Source organism: Methanococcoides sp. AM1 (assembly GCF_900774055.1).
Classification (GTDB): Archaea; Halobacteriota; Methanosarcinia; order Methanosarcinales; family Methanosarcinaceae; genus Methanococcoides.
Genome location: NZ_CAAGSW010000003.1, coordinates 267021 through 281722 on the forward strand (window position 1 = coordinate 267021; position 14702 = coordinate 281722).

Annotated in this window: 11 protein-coding genes; 6 read left to right on the top strand and 5 right to left on the bottom strand. The window is 40.1% G+C overall.

All coding sequences use genetic code 11. The annotated features are described in order from the left end of the window. Positions 1 to 255: 255 nt before the first annotated feature. Together E7X57_RS06400 and E7X57_RS06405 are read left to right on the top strand one after the other, a co-directional pair. Positions 256 to 2079 carry a PGF-pre-PGF domain-containing protein gene (locus E7X57_RS06400; RefSeq protein WP_167880924.1) on the top strand — a complete coding sequence of 608 codons (1824 nt, stop codon included), beginning with the start codon at positions 256 to 258 and terminating at the stop codon, positions 2077 to 2079. Positions 2080 to 2764: 685 nt separating this feature from the next. Then, a complete protein-coding gene (locus E7X57_RS06405; RefSeq protein WP_135611787.1) occupies positions 2765 to 3697 on the top strand; it encodes a nucleoside recognition domain-containing protein in 933 nt (310 codons plus the stop codon). A gap of 78 nt (positions 3698 to 3775) precedes the next feature. On the opposite strand, the gene E7X57_RS06410 is transcribed toward E7X57_RS06405, so the two are convergent. Continuing rightward, on the bottom strand, positions 3776 to 4600 hold the full coding sequence (locus E7X57_RS06410; RefSeq protein WP_167880925.1) for a DUF4097 family beta strand repeat-containing protein: 825 nt from the start codon (positions 4598 to 4600) through the stop codon (positions 3776 to 3778). Between the two features lie 247 nt (positions 4601 to 4847). On the opposite strand from E7X57_RS06410, the gene E7X57_RS06415 reads away from it, so the two are divergent. After that, a complete protein-coding gene (locus E7X57_RS06415; protein WP_135611791.1) occupies positions 4848 to 5510 on the top strand; it encodes a class I SAM-dependent methyltransferase in 663 nt (220 codons plus the stop codon). A gap of 31 nt (positions 5511 to 5541) precedes the next feature. On the opposite strand, the gene E7X57_RS06420 is transcribed toward E7X57_RS06415, so the two are convergent. From E7X57_RS06420 to E7X57_RS06430, 3 genes are all read right to left on the bottom strand, one after another. Further along, on the bottom strand, positions 5542 to 6390 hold the full coding sequence (locus E7X57_RS06420; protein ID WP_135611792.1) for a DMT family transporter: 849 nt from the start codon (positions 6388 to 6390) through the stop codon (positions 5542 to 5544). A gap of 232 nt (positions 6391 to 6622) precedes the next feature. Next, positions 6623 to 7279, bottom strand: a complete 657-nt coding sequence (locus tag E7X57_RS06425) for a hypothetical protein (protein ID WP_135611793.1) — start codon at positions 7277 to 7279, stop codon at positions 6623 to 6625. A 293-nt stretch (positions 7280 to 7572) separates the two neighbouring features. Next, positions 7573 to 9111, bottom strand: coding sequence for a SulP family inorganic anion transporter (locus E7X57_RS06430; RefSeq protein ID WP_135611795.1), 1539 nt, complete (start codon positions 9109 to 9111; stop codon positions 7573 to 7575). 121 nt (positions 9112 to 9232) lie between these two features. Between E7X57_RS06430 and E7X57_RS06435 the strand changes: the two genes are divergently transcribed. Then, positions 9233 to 9415 (top strand): hypothetical protein, encoded by a 183-nt coding sequence (locus E7X57_RS06435; protein ID WP_135611796.1) that lies wholly within the window; start codon positions 9233 to 9235, stop codon positions 9413 to 9415. A gap of 125 nt (positions 9416 to 9540) precedes the next feature. On the opposite strand, the gene E7X57_RS06440 is transcribed toward E7X57_RS06435, so the two are convergent. Continuing rightward, positions 9541 to 10458: a pirin family protein gene (locus E7X57_RS06440; RefSeq protein ID WP_135611798.1), complete on the bottom strand. Its 918-nt coding sequence runs from the start codon at positions 10456 to 10458 to the stop codon at positions 9541 to 9543. Between the two features lie 286 nt (positions 10459 to 10744). Between E7X57_RS06440 and E7X57_RS06445 the strand changes: the two genes are divergently transcribed. Together E7X57_RS06445 and E7X57_RS06450 are read left to right on the top strand one after the other, a co-directional pair. Next, complete coding sequence (locus E7X57_RS06445; RefSeq protein WP_135611799.1) at positions 10745 to 13531, top strand: PGF-pre-PGF domain-containing protein; 2787 nt, start codon at positions 10745 to 10747, stop codon at positions 13529 to 13531. Between the two features lie 253 nt (positions 13532 to 13784). Further along, the gene (locus E7X57_RS06450; RefSeq protein ID WP_135611802.1) at positions 13785 to 14609 is read left to right on the top strand and encodes a nitroreductase family protein; all 825 of its coding nucleotides are present in this window, start codon (positions 13785 to 13787) and stop codon (positions 14607 to 14609) included. Positions 14610 to 14702: the final 93 nt, after the last annotated feature.

The following is a 14702-nucleotide window of genomic DNA, read 5'->3' on the forward strand; positions in this document are numbered from 1 at the left end:
TTCTGGCTCTGCTTCTCCAAAACCATAGATCATGTTAACGCTGTAATTTCTTCAAATGTCATGTACATTGAGTTCCCAGTGTATTTTATACATTAATTATATTCTTAATTTCAAGATCAGCTGCAACATTTAAACTTCCCAACTATGCATAAATATTTCGACACGTTTATATATCTTATTGCTTGTAATATCATGAAAACAGTTGATCAATTATTTGTGTGTGGTTATGTGGTCTTTAAGTCTCAGAGGTTAAATATGCAATCGAAATCTGGATCCAAAAATTATGGAAGATATGTTAGTATTGGAATAACGGTTGCCATAGTAATAATGATGGTCTTGTCAGGCCCTGTAACTGCGGTTTCGCTAGGAATTACAGAACTGGACGGAACCACTCATACGAAGGGCAATTCTGTAACATTCAATGTTACTGCAACGATCGAAGGTACTGATAGTTATGTGCCAATTGACAGTTTCGCATTGCAGATCACAGGTGCGACTTCCAAAGAAATCACATATTCAACAGATGGAACTATACTATCAGGATCAGGTATAACAGTTGAAGCTGTTGAAGTTCCATCATCATCATCAGAATATGGTCAGGGTTATGGTTATGATTCCAGGTTGGGTTCTGGTCATGACTTTGGATACGGCTATGGCTATGGCACAGGTGGTGCAGATCTTGTATATGAGTATACTATTACCCTTGATACATCTACACTTAATGCCGGTGTCCACAACGCTGTATTATCACTGAACACAGGCGATTCAGCAAAGCCTTCATTTGAATCATCATCTGCTTCCTTTACAATTGAGTCTTCCAGCAGCAGTAGAAGCAGCTCCTCCGGCGGCGGTGGCGGTGGAAGCGGATCAACCGGTGAAGCCTACGATAACATCGAATTCAAGGAAGTGAAGACAGAGAACATTGTAGGTGGACTTGAGATCAGTTATGCCTTTGGTGAAGAGCAGAATGCAATTCAATACATCAACTTCTCTGCAGTGAGGAATTACCAAAGAACTTCAACAACGATCGAAGTGCTTAAGGACAGATCTGAAATGGTCGATGAAAGTGCTCCGGGACTTGTTTACAGCAACCTTAACATCTGGGTTGGTAAATCAGGATTTGCTACAGAAGATAACATTGCTGATCCTGTGATAAGTTTCCGTGTACCAAAAGACTGGATCACAGAGAATGGAATTGATGAGAATTTAATAGTACTATATCGCCACAGTGAAGGCAAATGGAATGCTCTCAATACCGGGAAGGTTGGAGAAGATGACTTATTCATCTACTTCGAAGCGGAAACTCCGGGATTCTCACCATTTGCTATTGCAGCAGATGTGGATGATGAAGTTTTAACAGAAAATACCACTTCAACAGAAGATGACTCCAGTGCTGTCAATATTACTGTATCCTCAGAAGAAGAATTGAATGCAAGTGGAACTGAAGAAGAAAATGGCTCGGGGTTAAATATACTCTTCATTATAGTACCGGTACTTTTGGTGCTAATAGTTCTATACGCTTCGTATGCAGCAGAAAAAAGCAAGCGTGATAATGGAGGGGACAACACTGCAGATCTCCCGGATGATGTGCAAGTTGCAGAAAGTGATGATTCTAAAACTGCTCCAGATATCACAAATGCTGAGGAAATATCATCTCAGTCTGCCAAACCAACGCCTGAGTCTGAGGAAATCCCAGTCTGGTCTGCCAAAACAGCACCTGCTACTGAGCAAATCCCGGTTCGGTCTGCCAAACCAAAGCCGGCTGCTGAGGAGATATCAGGTCAGTCTGCGGATACAACACCTACTGCTAAGGAAGTATTAGGTGAACCTGTCGAAACAATACCTACTGTTGAGGAAATGTTAGGTTACTCTGCCGAAACAAAATCTGATGATGTGGAAAACAAAGTCCAGTCAGAAGATACTGAACAAGAGAGCAAAGAGATGAAAGAGTCCGGTAATTTCTCGGATGACGGATGGACACAATCCACTACTCAGGATAACGAAGTCCGGTCAGATGATACTGAACAAAAGACCAAAGAGCCGAAAAGATCCAGGACTAACCCGGATGACAAATGGTGATGGCGGTACTGGTATAATTACCGGATCTTGAAGGGTTAGATAAAAACCCTTCTTTTTATCTTTTTTAATTAATTTTCTTGGATCAGAAGAAGCTTATTTACTTGATCTAAATTTACATAATTCGTGTTTACGTTCAGTAAATTGATCTTCTCTGCCAGAGTCATGAGGTAACTCTTCTCTCACTTAAATGCAATATATTTTCGAACCTATATGAATTCATTTCCTGAACATGCTTTTAAGCACCAGTGAGGATCTGGCCACAGCTTATTTTTAATCAATGAAACGAATTAGCTAGATAATTGTCTTATTTTACTGGAAGTATGATCAATTCATTAAAAAGGGAAAATAAATTATTCTATCTCCGCTTCATCACGAAAGAAACAGCCAGAACCCCGGTGATTGCCACATAAACCATAAAACCTGGTGTATCTTCATTATCTGCTTCAACGTCAGGTGGTGGAGCTTCAGCAATCCTCTCAATTGTTTCCTCTGAGGAACGAACCACTGGCACTTAACCACGAAATATCCTTTTTGGGAACCATACTTTCTTGCAGGAATATTTTTCAAAAAGCTAATATCTGGTATCTTTTCAATGACGATGTCAAATATGCTTTCTCATTTTACCTGGTCCTTAGTTTGCAAGGACACGTAAGACTCTTATCTGATATGGGGAATATGTCCGCCAATGTGGATCGATGGATTGTATTCAGCATTTGACTATCTCATCAAGGTCATTCCCCCGATAGTTGTCGGAACCCTGATCATGGATATTATGGTGGAAATGGGCTGGGTGAACAAGCTGGGTTTTCTGGCATCCCCACTAATGCGTTTTGGTCACTTACGAGAAGAGATCGGCCTGAGCTTTCTCACATCCTTTGGTTCTTCCGCTGCCGGAAACTCAATGATAGCAAAGCTGCACGATGACGACCACATCGATAGAAAAGAAACGATCATAGCGACAATGGTAAATTCTTTCCCTTCAGGCATCGTACTTTCAAGGGACCTTTTTCCCGTAGTAGTTATCTTACTTGGTACCACCGGGCTAATATATCTGGGGATAGTGGTACTCATAGGTTTTCTGAAAACATTGCTTGCACTGATAGCTGCACGTCTTATTCTCACACCCAGGCCATCCGGAAATATTCACAGCAATATGGAGAAGGTAACCTTCAGGGCAGCTTCTGTGAATGCTTTGAAAAGGTCCCGTAGATCCCTTACAAGGATAGTTCTTACAATGGCCCTTGTATCGGTCATCGTATTCCAGCTGATGGAAACAGGCATTTTTGATTCTGTAGCATCCATAATGAAGGATTCATTCATGATCCGTTACGTGCCTGCTGATGCCCTGCCAATAATCGCCGGCTGGTTTGCCAGTAACATTGCTGCCTATACCATAGCAGGCAATCTTTTAGATGCAGAGATGCTATCCGGCAAGGACATTATCCTTGCACTTCTCATTGGAAGGATATTGGCAAGTGTTGCAAGGATCAGGACCATGCTACCTTATTATGTGGGGATATTCAGTCCGAATCTGGGTGTAAGGATAATGGTCGTATCGCTGGTCATGCAGAATGGTATCATGATGGGGATAGCAGGCGTTATCTTTGTGTTCTTTTGATGAGGGCAAAAAAACCATTGATAGGCATAAGATCTTATCAAAATAAAAAGTAAATGAAATAAATGAAATGAACCCTTTTCAAACGACAAGTTTGTTAAGGTTCACATTTCCATTTGTTGTTCTGATATGCATTTTATTGCCACCTTCACCAATGACTCCTTCTACATGAGTTGATTCCAGATTTGTTGCTACCAATTCCACTTCACTTATTGAAATATGGCCATTGGTTGTTTCCATCTCGATATCGGCGTCCAATGACGGATCAATAAAGAGTATGATCGCCCCATTGGTGCACCTGATGTCTACATCATCTCTGATGTCAAGTATATGGGCCTCTATTCTTCCATTGGTGGTCTGCAGGTCGCCGATACCTGTTGTTCTCTGAATATCCAGTGCACCATTGCTTGATATTGCTGTTATGTATCCTTTGACGTTGCTTATTGCTATATTTCCATTGGTGGTTATAGCTGTAGTATTTCCCTTTGTGTCTGAGATCACTATGTTTCCATTGGTTGTTTCTATAATGTCAACTGTAACATTCTCCGGAACCTTGATGTTAATGTCAACTGAGACCCTGACATTTTCAAGAGCAGGATATTTCGTTTCCACTTTCAGCTCATCATCGATCTCATTGACAATAATGTTAACTTTTTGAAGTTCATCTTCACCATAATTTGTTCTTTTGATGGCTTCCAATTCGACCTTATCGCCATCCCAGCGATTGATCTCGATCTGTCCGTTTATGTTGTTAACGGTCAAGGTTGTGTTGTTATCTGCTTCATATTCTCCGCTGAAATATTCTATCTCTTCAGCTCCGTAGTCCGGTCCGTAGGTCGTGCAGCCTGAAACAGCAGCTACGATCAGTGTTGAAAATAATAGGAATGTAAGTTGGTATTTGTTCATTGCAGAAGTCCCCATTAAGAATTGGGGACAGTTAATAATAAATCTATCTGTTAGAAGAAACGAAAATATAAAAATCATTTGCAGTTTTAGTCGATCTGATCAATGTTTCAATACGCAGCATTTTGATCTGAAAAATGATAACTTTATCTATGGAAATGTATAATCTCACTAATAGGATATCTTCTAAGATATCGTCTGGTTTAAACATCTAACAGATACATCTAAGCTTGTCCATCGAGATGATACAATGACCCGATCTGTTTTTGATAACCTTCCCCAAAGATATGACCTTCTACTAAAACAGGCTCTTCCAAATTGGGAGATTTTCTTTGCCACGGTCGTTGAATACATCCCTGAAGGGAAAAACGAAATACTTGAGCTGGGCAGTGGAACTGGTTTTCTTACCAGCATGATCCGGAAAGCCAGACCTGAAGTATCAATTACCTGCATTGATAATGATCCTGATATGCTGGCGATAGCTAAGGAAAAGCCTGAACTCAAAGATGTTACCTTTATCGAAGGCGACATCCTGAAAATGTGGCCTGAGACCTCTTGTGATCTTGTGATCTCTACGCAATGTCTCTTTGCTTTACCAGCAGATGAAAAAGCACGTATTTTCGAACAGATATATGATTCTCTCAAACCAGGCGGTATGTTGATCGAAGGTGACATTGTCAGACCTGAAAGCAAATGGGAAGAGATGATATATAGGTCACAATGGAAAAAGTATATGCTGGAGCAGGGTATGTCGCCTGAGGATACTGAAGAGATGTTGCTTTCTCTGGACCGGGTATCTGACAGGATCGATACACTTGCAGAATTTCGGGGAAGGCTGGAAGAAGCCGGGTTCGAAGGAATTTTTTCCCCTTACTGGTACGAAATGTATGCGGTTCTTGTAGCTTCCCGATAAATTCTACATTAAAGGCACTCGATTTACAATTTCAGGCTGAGATGAAAACTATCGCAACCAGAGCAGCAGCTACTCCGATCCATTGCTTTAAAGAGAGCTTTTCTTTGAGTATCAGCCATGCAAGCAATACTGTGCCTGCAGGGTAAAGGGAAGACGTAATGGAAGCTATATCGAGCCGACCTGCCTGGGAAGCCAGAGCAAAAAAGGTGTTTCCACCTGTATCAAAGACACCTGCAATGATAATTACGGGTAGGACATTTTTCGGAGGTAGGTACACCTGCTTGCTCAAAGCAATAAATATGATCAATGTGATCACAGCTGCGATCCTTGCAGCAGTAAGTGGCCAGAGTACAGCCGTATCACTGACCCTGTCGATGGATATGAAGAACAGTCCGAATCCAGTTCCGGCGATCAACGGGAGTATAAGGTCTGTGCGTTCTATCTTGCTGCTCTCATCTCCTCCACCTGCAATGAGCCAGACTGCTACAAATGCAAAAGCAAAACCGATCATTTGATGAACAGCAGGCAATCCTTCATAGAATGCACCGTAAATGACCGGTACAGAAGCAGCTACCACCGCGGAGATCGGTGCAACAAATCCCATCCTTCCCTGTGAGAGCCCACGATAAAGTGCCAGAAGCCCGATGCTGATGAATACTCCGGCAACAGCTCCCCAGAGCATACCGCCAAGAGGTGGCATTTTTTCTGCCATCAGATAAGCTGAAGCTGCAAGAAGGAAAACCCCGACTGCCTGGGTTATCAGGACCACACTATATACATTGGCACGTTTAGATGCGAATCCACCGCTGAAATCTCCGGCACCCCAGGATATGGCTGCCATAAGTCCAAAAAAAACCACAAGAAATTCAGCAGGTATCATGTATTTTGTTCTCCAGAACAATTATTAGGTTGAAGCTATTTGGATTTATGCAACATTAAGGAAGTTCCTGGCAGAATCTGTACATTTGTTGACTGATTATGATTAGCTTTATTTTGCATATATCATGAGTCTATCGATTTCATGTTGTAGAATTTAAGATAATTTTAAAAGTTGACATTGCCTTGATTTATGCAATAAATAGTTCAAAAAAAGAAAAAAAGGAAGTTCAGTTTTAAGCTTCATAGAAGCGTATCTGAACTAACTTGCTTCCGTGGTTGTCATACTGCCAGAAGTATGTTGGATCTGGATAGAGAACAGAGTCAAATGTCTTTAGATTGTTCAGGTAATCGAAAACCCATACATCAGCATCACCCGGACTCATCATTCCAATTGTATCCGGCTCTTCCTTTGCACTTACATAGAACAGGTCTGTAGCATCGGTCCATTGTGCTTTCTTTGATTTAGAAACGGTTACATCTCCAATATCAAAGTAGTAGGTATCGTTAGCCTTTACCCATCCAACAATGTTTGTGTATGCATTTGGTTTAGCTTTGGCAGCAATGTATACATTGTATTTTCCTGGTGCCAGCTGGAAGGCACATGTACCATCATCAAATGCATTTCCATCGATGACAGTAAACTCGTCTCCCTGTGTTATATCGATTTGAATACCAGGAATTACGGTTTCAACCCCTTCGTCCCAAACAGTAATACTAAATTCGCTGGTGTTATCAGGAACGAACATTGTGTTTCCGTTATCATAACCTTCACCATTACCTTTCCAGTCAACATCTTTTCCAATGATGTTCAGGGTATCGTGAGGACCATTGAAGTCTGTCCCTGGTTTGGCTGCTTGTACCGATACTGCTAGCCCTGCTAATATAAGCATAGCTAGAACTCCTATTGTTATTGTTCTTATATTCATTAGTACCCACTCATTAAATATGAGATAATACGAATGAGTTATTTCTTCTTATATATATTTAATGCAACAAATAAATATCATTATAATGAGCATAATATAAAAGCTTAATTATTTCATTTGACTAAGGTATCTTCTATCTTTCATCTTCCACAATGAAGAATTGATTACTTTAAAAATAATATTAGTTTTTAGTCCTTAAAAAAGATCAATGAATTCCGGGATTGGAATTCATATTTTAAAATTATGCTGAAAGCTTCTTATCCTAATATATCAGAAGGAACTTTGTAATGCGGATCTTCCCAGTGATTGACATCAATTATGGCAGATGCATTGTCCAAAAGTACCAGGCAATCTTCGCTTAAATGTCGCAGATGAACCTTTTTTCCAACCTTGGCATAGCGTTCAGTTATCTTATTCAATGCTTCAATTGCAGAATGGTCAACAACTCTTGATTCTTTGAGATCTATAATTATCTCATCAGGGTCATTTAATACATCAAATTTACTTTGAAATTCAGTTACTGAACCAAAGAACAACGGGCCAAAAAATTCGTAGTGCTTGATCCCGTTATCATCAACGATCTCTCTTGCACGCACCAGTTTGGCATTTTCCCATGCAAAGGCCAATGCAGAAATGATGACACCTGCAATTACAGCGACCGCAAGATTGTGGAAGATAACTGTTATACCTGCAACGACAACCATCACAATTACATCGGTCATAGGCACTTTTCTGAATATCTTCAATGATGCCCATTCAAATGTTCCGATAGCAACAACGAACATTACACCAACCAATGCTGCCATTGGTATCTTTTCGATAAGGGGAGAACCTACTAACACAATTAGTAATAATCCAACGGCTGCAACGACGGCTGAAAGTCGGTTTCTGGCACCTGAATTGATGTTAATGAGACTTTGTCCTATCATGGCACATCCACCCATGCCTCCAAAGAGTCCGCAAACAAAATTAGCAACACCCTGTGCAACACTCTCTTTATTTGCCCTGCTTCTTGTCTCTGTCATTTCATCGATCACGGTCAGCGTCAACAGGCTTTCGATCAATCCAACCAATGCCATGACCAGCGAATAAGGGAATACTATCTTTAATGTTTCCAGATTGAGAGGGACCTGTGGAAGATGGAATTCAGGAAAACCGCCTGCAATTGATGCAATATCCCCAACTGTTCTTGTCTGGACCTGGAAAAAGATGACAATGGCTGAAACAACTATAATTGCAGTTAGTGAAGCAGGAACAGCTTTTGTTAGCTTTGGCATCAAATAGATTATAGCCATGGTCAATCCTACAAAACCTAACATGACCAGAAGTGCTTGTCCTCCCAGCCAATGTTCTATCCCGTTGATATCACTAAATTTGAACTGGGAAAGCTGAGCCATGAATATTACTATAGCCAGGCCATTCACAAAGCCGAACATAACTGCATGTGGTACAAGTCGGATAAATTTACCTAATTTCAAAAAACCAATAGTCATTTGGATTATTCCCATTAGAATTACGGCAGCAAAAAGATACTCAATTCCGTGCCTGATCACCAGGGCCACAACTACAACTGCTATTGCACCGGTAGCACCTGATATCATTCCTGGTCTGCCACCAATAAGTGCGGTTATTAATCCAATGATGAATGCAGAATAGAGCCCAACCAATGGACTAACATTTGCTATTATTGAGAAGGCTACAGCTTCAGGCACAAGTGCCAGTGAAACTGTCATCCCGGATAATACCTCATTTTTGAAGTTCAATTGATCGTTCTTTAGTTGTTCTATAAACGCCATATTTATACCAAATTTTAAAGATTGCTATGCACCCGTAAGTTATGCCAACGGTTGAAACTGAAATGTTACCAAAATATATTTTGGAACTTTATGATAACGTAATTCCAGATCGGGGGATCTGGTGAATACTTATCTGGATAGGGAATGCTGTGAATTATCAAGGGAAAAAACAAGCAGGCCTCAAATGATAGCATCACAAAGAACCATCATCTGTTCCGGGCCAGAAGTTATTGCAAAGGCAATTGGAAGTGTTACAATTGCTGGAATAAAACCTGTTTTTAGATCATTCAGGAATGATCTATGATATTTTTCTCGAATTCCATTATTTCGATCCTTTTAGAGATCTCCTGTTAAAGTTATCAGGCTTCGTAAAACATACTTTCAGTATATAAATGTAATCATTCTTTGGAAATAAAAAAAAGAAGGGGGTCAATCTGAATTGCCCGATTTAATAAAAGTCCCATTCCTATATTCCTCAAAAGCCACCTTCAATTCTTCCTGTGTGTTCATCACGATAGGACCATACCAGGCAACCGGTTCATTGATGGGCTTTCCCGAAACGAGCAGGAATCTTAATCCTTTATTCCCCGCCGTTGCTACTATCTCATCACCATCATCGAACATAACCAGATTCTCGCGTCCAATTGAAGAGGCTTCACTGAGGTCGAAATATTTTGGACCCTCCATTTCGAAGGAATATGGTTCCTGATCTTTTCCAAAGGAGCCTTCACCTTCGAGAACATAAGCAAAGACTGTATAACCGGGCTTTGTCGGATGTGAGAATGATGTTTCAGGAGGAACTGTAACATCCAGATATTCCGGGTCTGTTACAATATCCTGTACAGGACCTTTTGTGCCATTAACCTCACCGCAAATGATCTTGATACGTGCACCGTTATCCATCATGATTTCCGGTATCTTCTCGCTCTTAACTTCCCGATACCGTGGTTCCATCATTTTGTGCGATGCCGGCAGGTTGGCCCAAAGCTGGAACCCCCAGAGAGTTGTTCCTTCCTTTCCCTTTGGCATTTCCTGATGAACTATCCCGCTTCCAGCGGTCATCCATTGCACATCCCCTGATTCAATGAGGCCCTTGTTCCCCATGCTGTCACCGTGTTCCACCTCTCCGGACAGCATATAGGTGATCGTTTCCATTCCTCTGTGAGGATGCCAGGGAAATCCCATTATGTATTCTTTCGGATCATTTGAATGGAAATCATCAAGCAACAGGAAAGGGTCCAGTTGTGGGACATGATTGAATCCGAAGGCTCTTTTCAGGTGAACTCCTGCTCCTTCAATGGTCGGCATGCTCTTCATTATTTTTTTGATGGATCTTGTAACTCCCATGATTATTCCCCATTATGTATGCTTGTTTGATGCTATATGATAGTTCTCTATTTTTGTTCATTTTAATTTTAAACACACAAACAATTTAACATGTAGTTTCATTACAATATAATTTACATTTAAAAATATAACTGTGAACATACTATTTATTTTATAATTATTTGTTTTATTATTGCATTATATTATTATCAATTAATATATATTCATTTTTGTATAGAAAAGTTATTATATTAAATTCCAGTTATAAAGTTGATTTGCCTTATGGGCAAATATAGGTGGTATTCGTATGAATATATATAAAAAAAACAAAACGTCTACAAAAGTAGCTTTGATGTTATTTGTCGTTCTCATGACATCAATTTTTACTTTTGCAGGTACAGCAAGTGCTTCCACTCATTATGTAAATGCTAGTGGGGAAGCTAATTTTACAACTATACAGGCTGCTATTAATGCAGCAGATACTTATGATACCATTATTGTTCTTGATGGTATATATTACGAAAACGTTGAAGTCAATAATAGTGTTTCATTGTTTGCAGCTGCAGACGATGCATTGATAATTTCAAATTCATCAGATGCTTCTGTCATTAATGTGACAGCAGATGATGTTATCATTGATGGATTTAATGTCGATGCAAATAACACTTCGAGCTCGGGCATTTTTGTTCTTGAAGCTGACAATATAACTGTTCAGAACAATGAAGTGTTCAATGCAACAATTGAGGATCTGCCATCTGCTGGTAAGTATAACTATAACCTCGGAGAAGAGGTAAGAGCAAATTATTCTCTTGTTGTGCTATTCAATTGTTCAAATATTACTGTTGACAACAACATTTTGACCGATGGTTTTGCTGGTGTTGGCTATATTTCCGGAGAAAATATTTATATTATAAATAATGAGATCTCTGAAGTTAACAGGGGTATCAAATCCTGTCTTGATTATAATGGCTATGAAACTGGTACTGGTCTTTACATAATGGACAACATTATCTCCAGCATAGGGGACAGGGGTATTGAAGTCATGTCTGATAATTCTGTGATTTCTGGCAATACAATTGATAACGTTTCTTTAGTTAACGTTCCATTCCCTGATGACTATTCTGTAGGAGGAATTTTTGGTATAACAGCTGGTTGTTCCAATCATGAAATTGTGAATTGTAAAATAACTGATAATACAATAAGCAATTTTTATCTTGATGAGAATGATATAAGTGTTTACAGACAATCGGGTATTAAAACAAGTTACGTCGATGTACTTACCATTTCTCAGAATATGGTTCATTCCTTCTACATAACCAATACCTCAAGTGCTTATAGGCAGGAAGGCATTTCTGTGCATTATGGAGATGAGTATCTTGAAATAGTATCTTCTATCGATTCCAACACAATTGAAGGACTTTACGTCGTTAATTCATCAATTTCTCATCAGTATGGTCTTGATATCAAAGATTATTATAATGTTTCCGTTGAGGACAACACTATAAGATCATTGTCAATTGATAACTGTTCATCAGCTAATAATAATATCCGTCAGTCAGGAATATATGGTAAATATGTTTATTACTCCGACTTTGAGAATAATGTTGTAGATGATATAAAGTTTACTCATCCTATTGATTTCAACGAAGGCGATAAACAGAGTGGACTTTTTATTCATGACTCTGAGGAAACTGCCATAATTGAAAACTCGATTTCTAACATCTATGCAGATTATGTTGGACAACAGTCTGGAATAAGAATTGTGGACTCTTGGGACATGACAGCCTCTGAAAATGACATCACATATCTGGATATTGATAATGGTAACATTACAGAGAATAGTTATGGAAAACAAATTGGAATCCTGTTATGTGAAACTGACAACTCCACTCTTTCAGATAATACTGTTGAAGAGGTAAACACCGTTGTACCTAGATGTATGGAAGCCGGTGTGCTTGTTGATGATATTGATTACGCAACAGTAACTGGTAATACTATCAGGAATTCGAATTCCACAGGTCTTATTATAGGGGGCACATACGATAGTACTTTCTCAGAAAATAAGATCAGCAATTGTGCAGAGGGTGGCTTGTTTATAGACTACTCTGAAGGTAACTTGATCTATAATAACTATTTCAACAATGAGGTCAACATTATCTCAGATTTTGAATCTGAATCTATGTCTACAGCCTTTGATGCAGCGCCAATGGATGGTGACGGATTATTATATCTATATCTAAACGATTGGAACATCGCTAAGACAGCCGGAACAAACATTGTTGGTGGACCTTACCTCGGTGGAAACTACTGGGTGCATCCAAATGGAACCGGATTTAGTGTTGATACAGCAGACTCAAATAAGGATGGAATCTGTGATGAGGAATACCGGCTCTCAGAAGATGAGTTCGACTTCCTGCCACTTGCCCCTGCACCAACTGAGAAAAAGAGCAGTTCCGGAAGCCGTGCATATGTTGGTCCAAGCCAGCCTCCTGAAGGTGTGAATTCAACCGATTCTTCTATCCTGCGTGTAACTGGTGGCGAGCGTATGGAATATGATTTCGGTAATTCAAGTGGTCCTGTTCTTGGAATAAGCTTTGATTCAAAAGAAGACAAAGGTCTTGTGGTTGGTAACGTCCAGGTTTTGGATGATGCCCCTGTAGATGTTGGAGATTACCCTGATGGAATACCATATGAGATCATGAGTATCACTCTTGGACCTTCAGGCACGATCTCTGATGAGAATGCTGATAACATTATCATAAACTTCAGGGTGAGCTGGGAATGGATCAATGAAAATAACATCGATCTCTCCACAATTCGCCTCATGAGATTCCACAATGGTGAATGGCAGGAGCTTCCAACCATCCAGATGAACGATGATGGTGAGTTCCTTTACTTCAATGCTCAGACACCTGGATTCTCTGTATTCAGTATTGTCGGAGATGAAGCAGGAAGCGATGCGTCTGTTACAGCAGAAGATACAACTGAAGTTGGATCTGAGGAAGCAAGTACTGAATCAACTCCTGGATTCACAATGCTCTTCTCAACAGCATTACTTGCAATTGCAGCAGTTGTTATCAGAAGAAGGAACTGATTCCTGAATTAAAGAGCAGACCTCTTTCTGCTCTTCTTTTTTTATTTTTAAATTTATAGTTGAATGTATTACTATTGCTAAAAATATCTGCACTATATAGTGTAAAGCAATCAATTCGAAAGTCGTTCTGCTGGCTTGGTCGTAATGGTTGGTTGAATTTTCTCATCATGATTTTCTATTCAACAGATGAAAAGTTTATAACCTCCAGCAACCAACATTGAATGAATATATTTTTGGGAGCTGAGGTGACTTTATGAATGTAATTTCAATTGAACCTGAATTGTGTACGAACTGTGAGATATGCGTAGAGATATGTCCTATGTCTATAATTCTTCCTCCTAAGGAAGGTGGAACTCCTTACTCGCCGGAGGATGCTGCTACATATTGTGCGAAATGCGGGCATTGCGAGGTATTCTGTCCTGAAGGTGCTATCTCTACTTTGTTCGATTCAACTTATTATCAACTTGAAGACGATGAGTTTCCTTCCATAGATCCTTCTGAGCTAGGCAAATATATGGTTATGCGCCGCTCGATCAGGAGCTACAGGGATGAATCCGTGGATACGGGTACAATAGAGAAAATACTTGACATCTCTCGCTATGCTCCTTCCGGAATGAACAAGCAACCTGTACACTGGACCATTGTTCATGATCCCGAAGAAGTAAAAACGATAACTGGTTTGAGCATAGAGTGGATGCGTGAGGTCGTAGCAAGTGAAGAAGACCATCCTCTAAAGCCGCTGATGCCGGGCCTTATTTCGTCTTATGAAATGGGTGTTGATCCTATCTGCAGGGGAGCACCACATCTTGTAATAGCACACACACCATCTGATAATCCGACCGGTTACACTGACAGCATTATAGCCCTTTCGTGGTTCGAACTTGCAGCACAGGCCTTTGAGTTAGGAACATGCTGGGCAGGATTCCTTGCCATAGCAGCTGCATCTTACAAGCCACTAATGGATGAGCTGGAACTTCCTCAGGGTCATGTGGTGCAGTATTCTATGATGTTCGGATATCCCGAGCATGAGGTAAAAGGAATTCCGGGAAGGGAGCCGGCAAGAGTTACCTGGAAATAAAAAGGAGATCAGTCCTCAAATGGACTCATCTCCGGAGAAAGCAGCTCTTAAGGTTTAGAGCTTGCCTTTCTCCAGGTAATGTAAAATAAAGGT

Coding starts and splice junctions, on each gene's coding strand:
- E7X57_RS06440 (WP_135611798.1), bottom strand. CDS start 10,458: ATGGGAGTTACAAGATCCATCAAAAAAATAATGAAGAGCATGCCGACC.
- E7X57_RS06450 (WP_135611802.1), top strand. CDS start 13,785: ATGAATGTAATTTCAATTGAACCTGAATTGTGTACGAACTGTGAGATA.
- E7X57_RS06425 (WP_135611793.1), bottom strand. CDS start 7,279: ATGCTTATATTAGCAGGGCTAGCAGTATCGGTACAAGCAGCCAAACCA.
- E7X57_RS06400 (WP_167880924.1), top strand. CDS start 256: ATGCAATCGAAATCTGGATCCAAAAATTATGGAAGATATGTTAGTATT.
- E7X57_RS06420 (WP_135611792.1), bottom strand. CDS start 6,390: ATGATACCTGCTGAATTTCTTGTGGTTTTTTTTGGACTTATGGCAGCC.
- E7X57_RS06410 (WP_167880925.1), bottom strand. CDS start 4,600: ATGAACAAATACCAACTTACATTCCTATTATTTTCAACACTGATCGTA.
- E7X57_RS06415 (WP_135611791.1), top strand. CDS start 4,848: ATGACCCGATCTGTTTTTGATAACCTTCCCCAAAGATATGACCTTCTA.
- E7X57_RS06430 (WP_135611795.1), bottom strand. CDS start 9,111: ATGGCGTTTATAGAACAACTAAAGAACGATCAATTGAACTTCAAAAAT.
- E7X57_RS06405 (WP_135611787.1), top strand. CDS start 2,765: ATGTGGATCGATGGATTGTATTCAGCATTTGACTATCTCATCAAGGTC.
- E7X57_RS06445 (WP_135611799.1), top strand. CDS start 10,745: ATGAATATATATAAAAAAAACAAAACGTCTACAAAAGTAGCTTTGATG.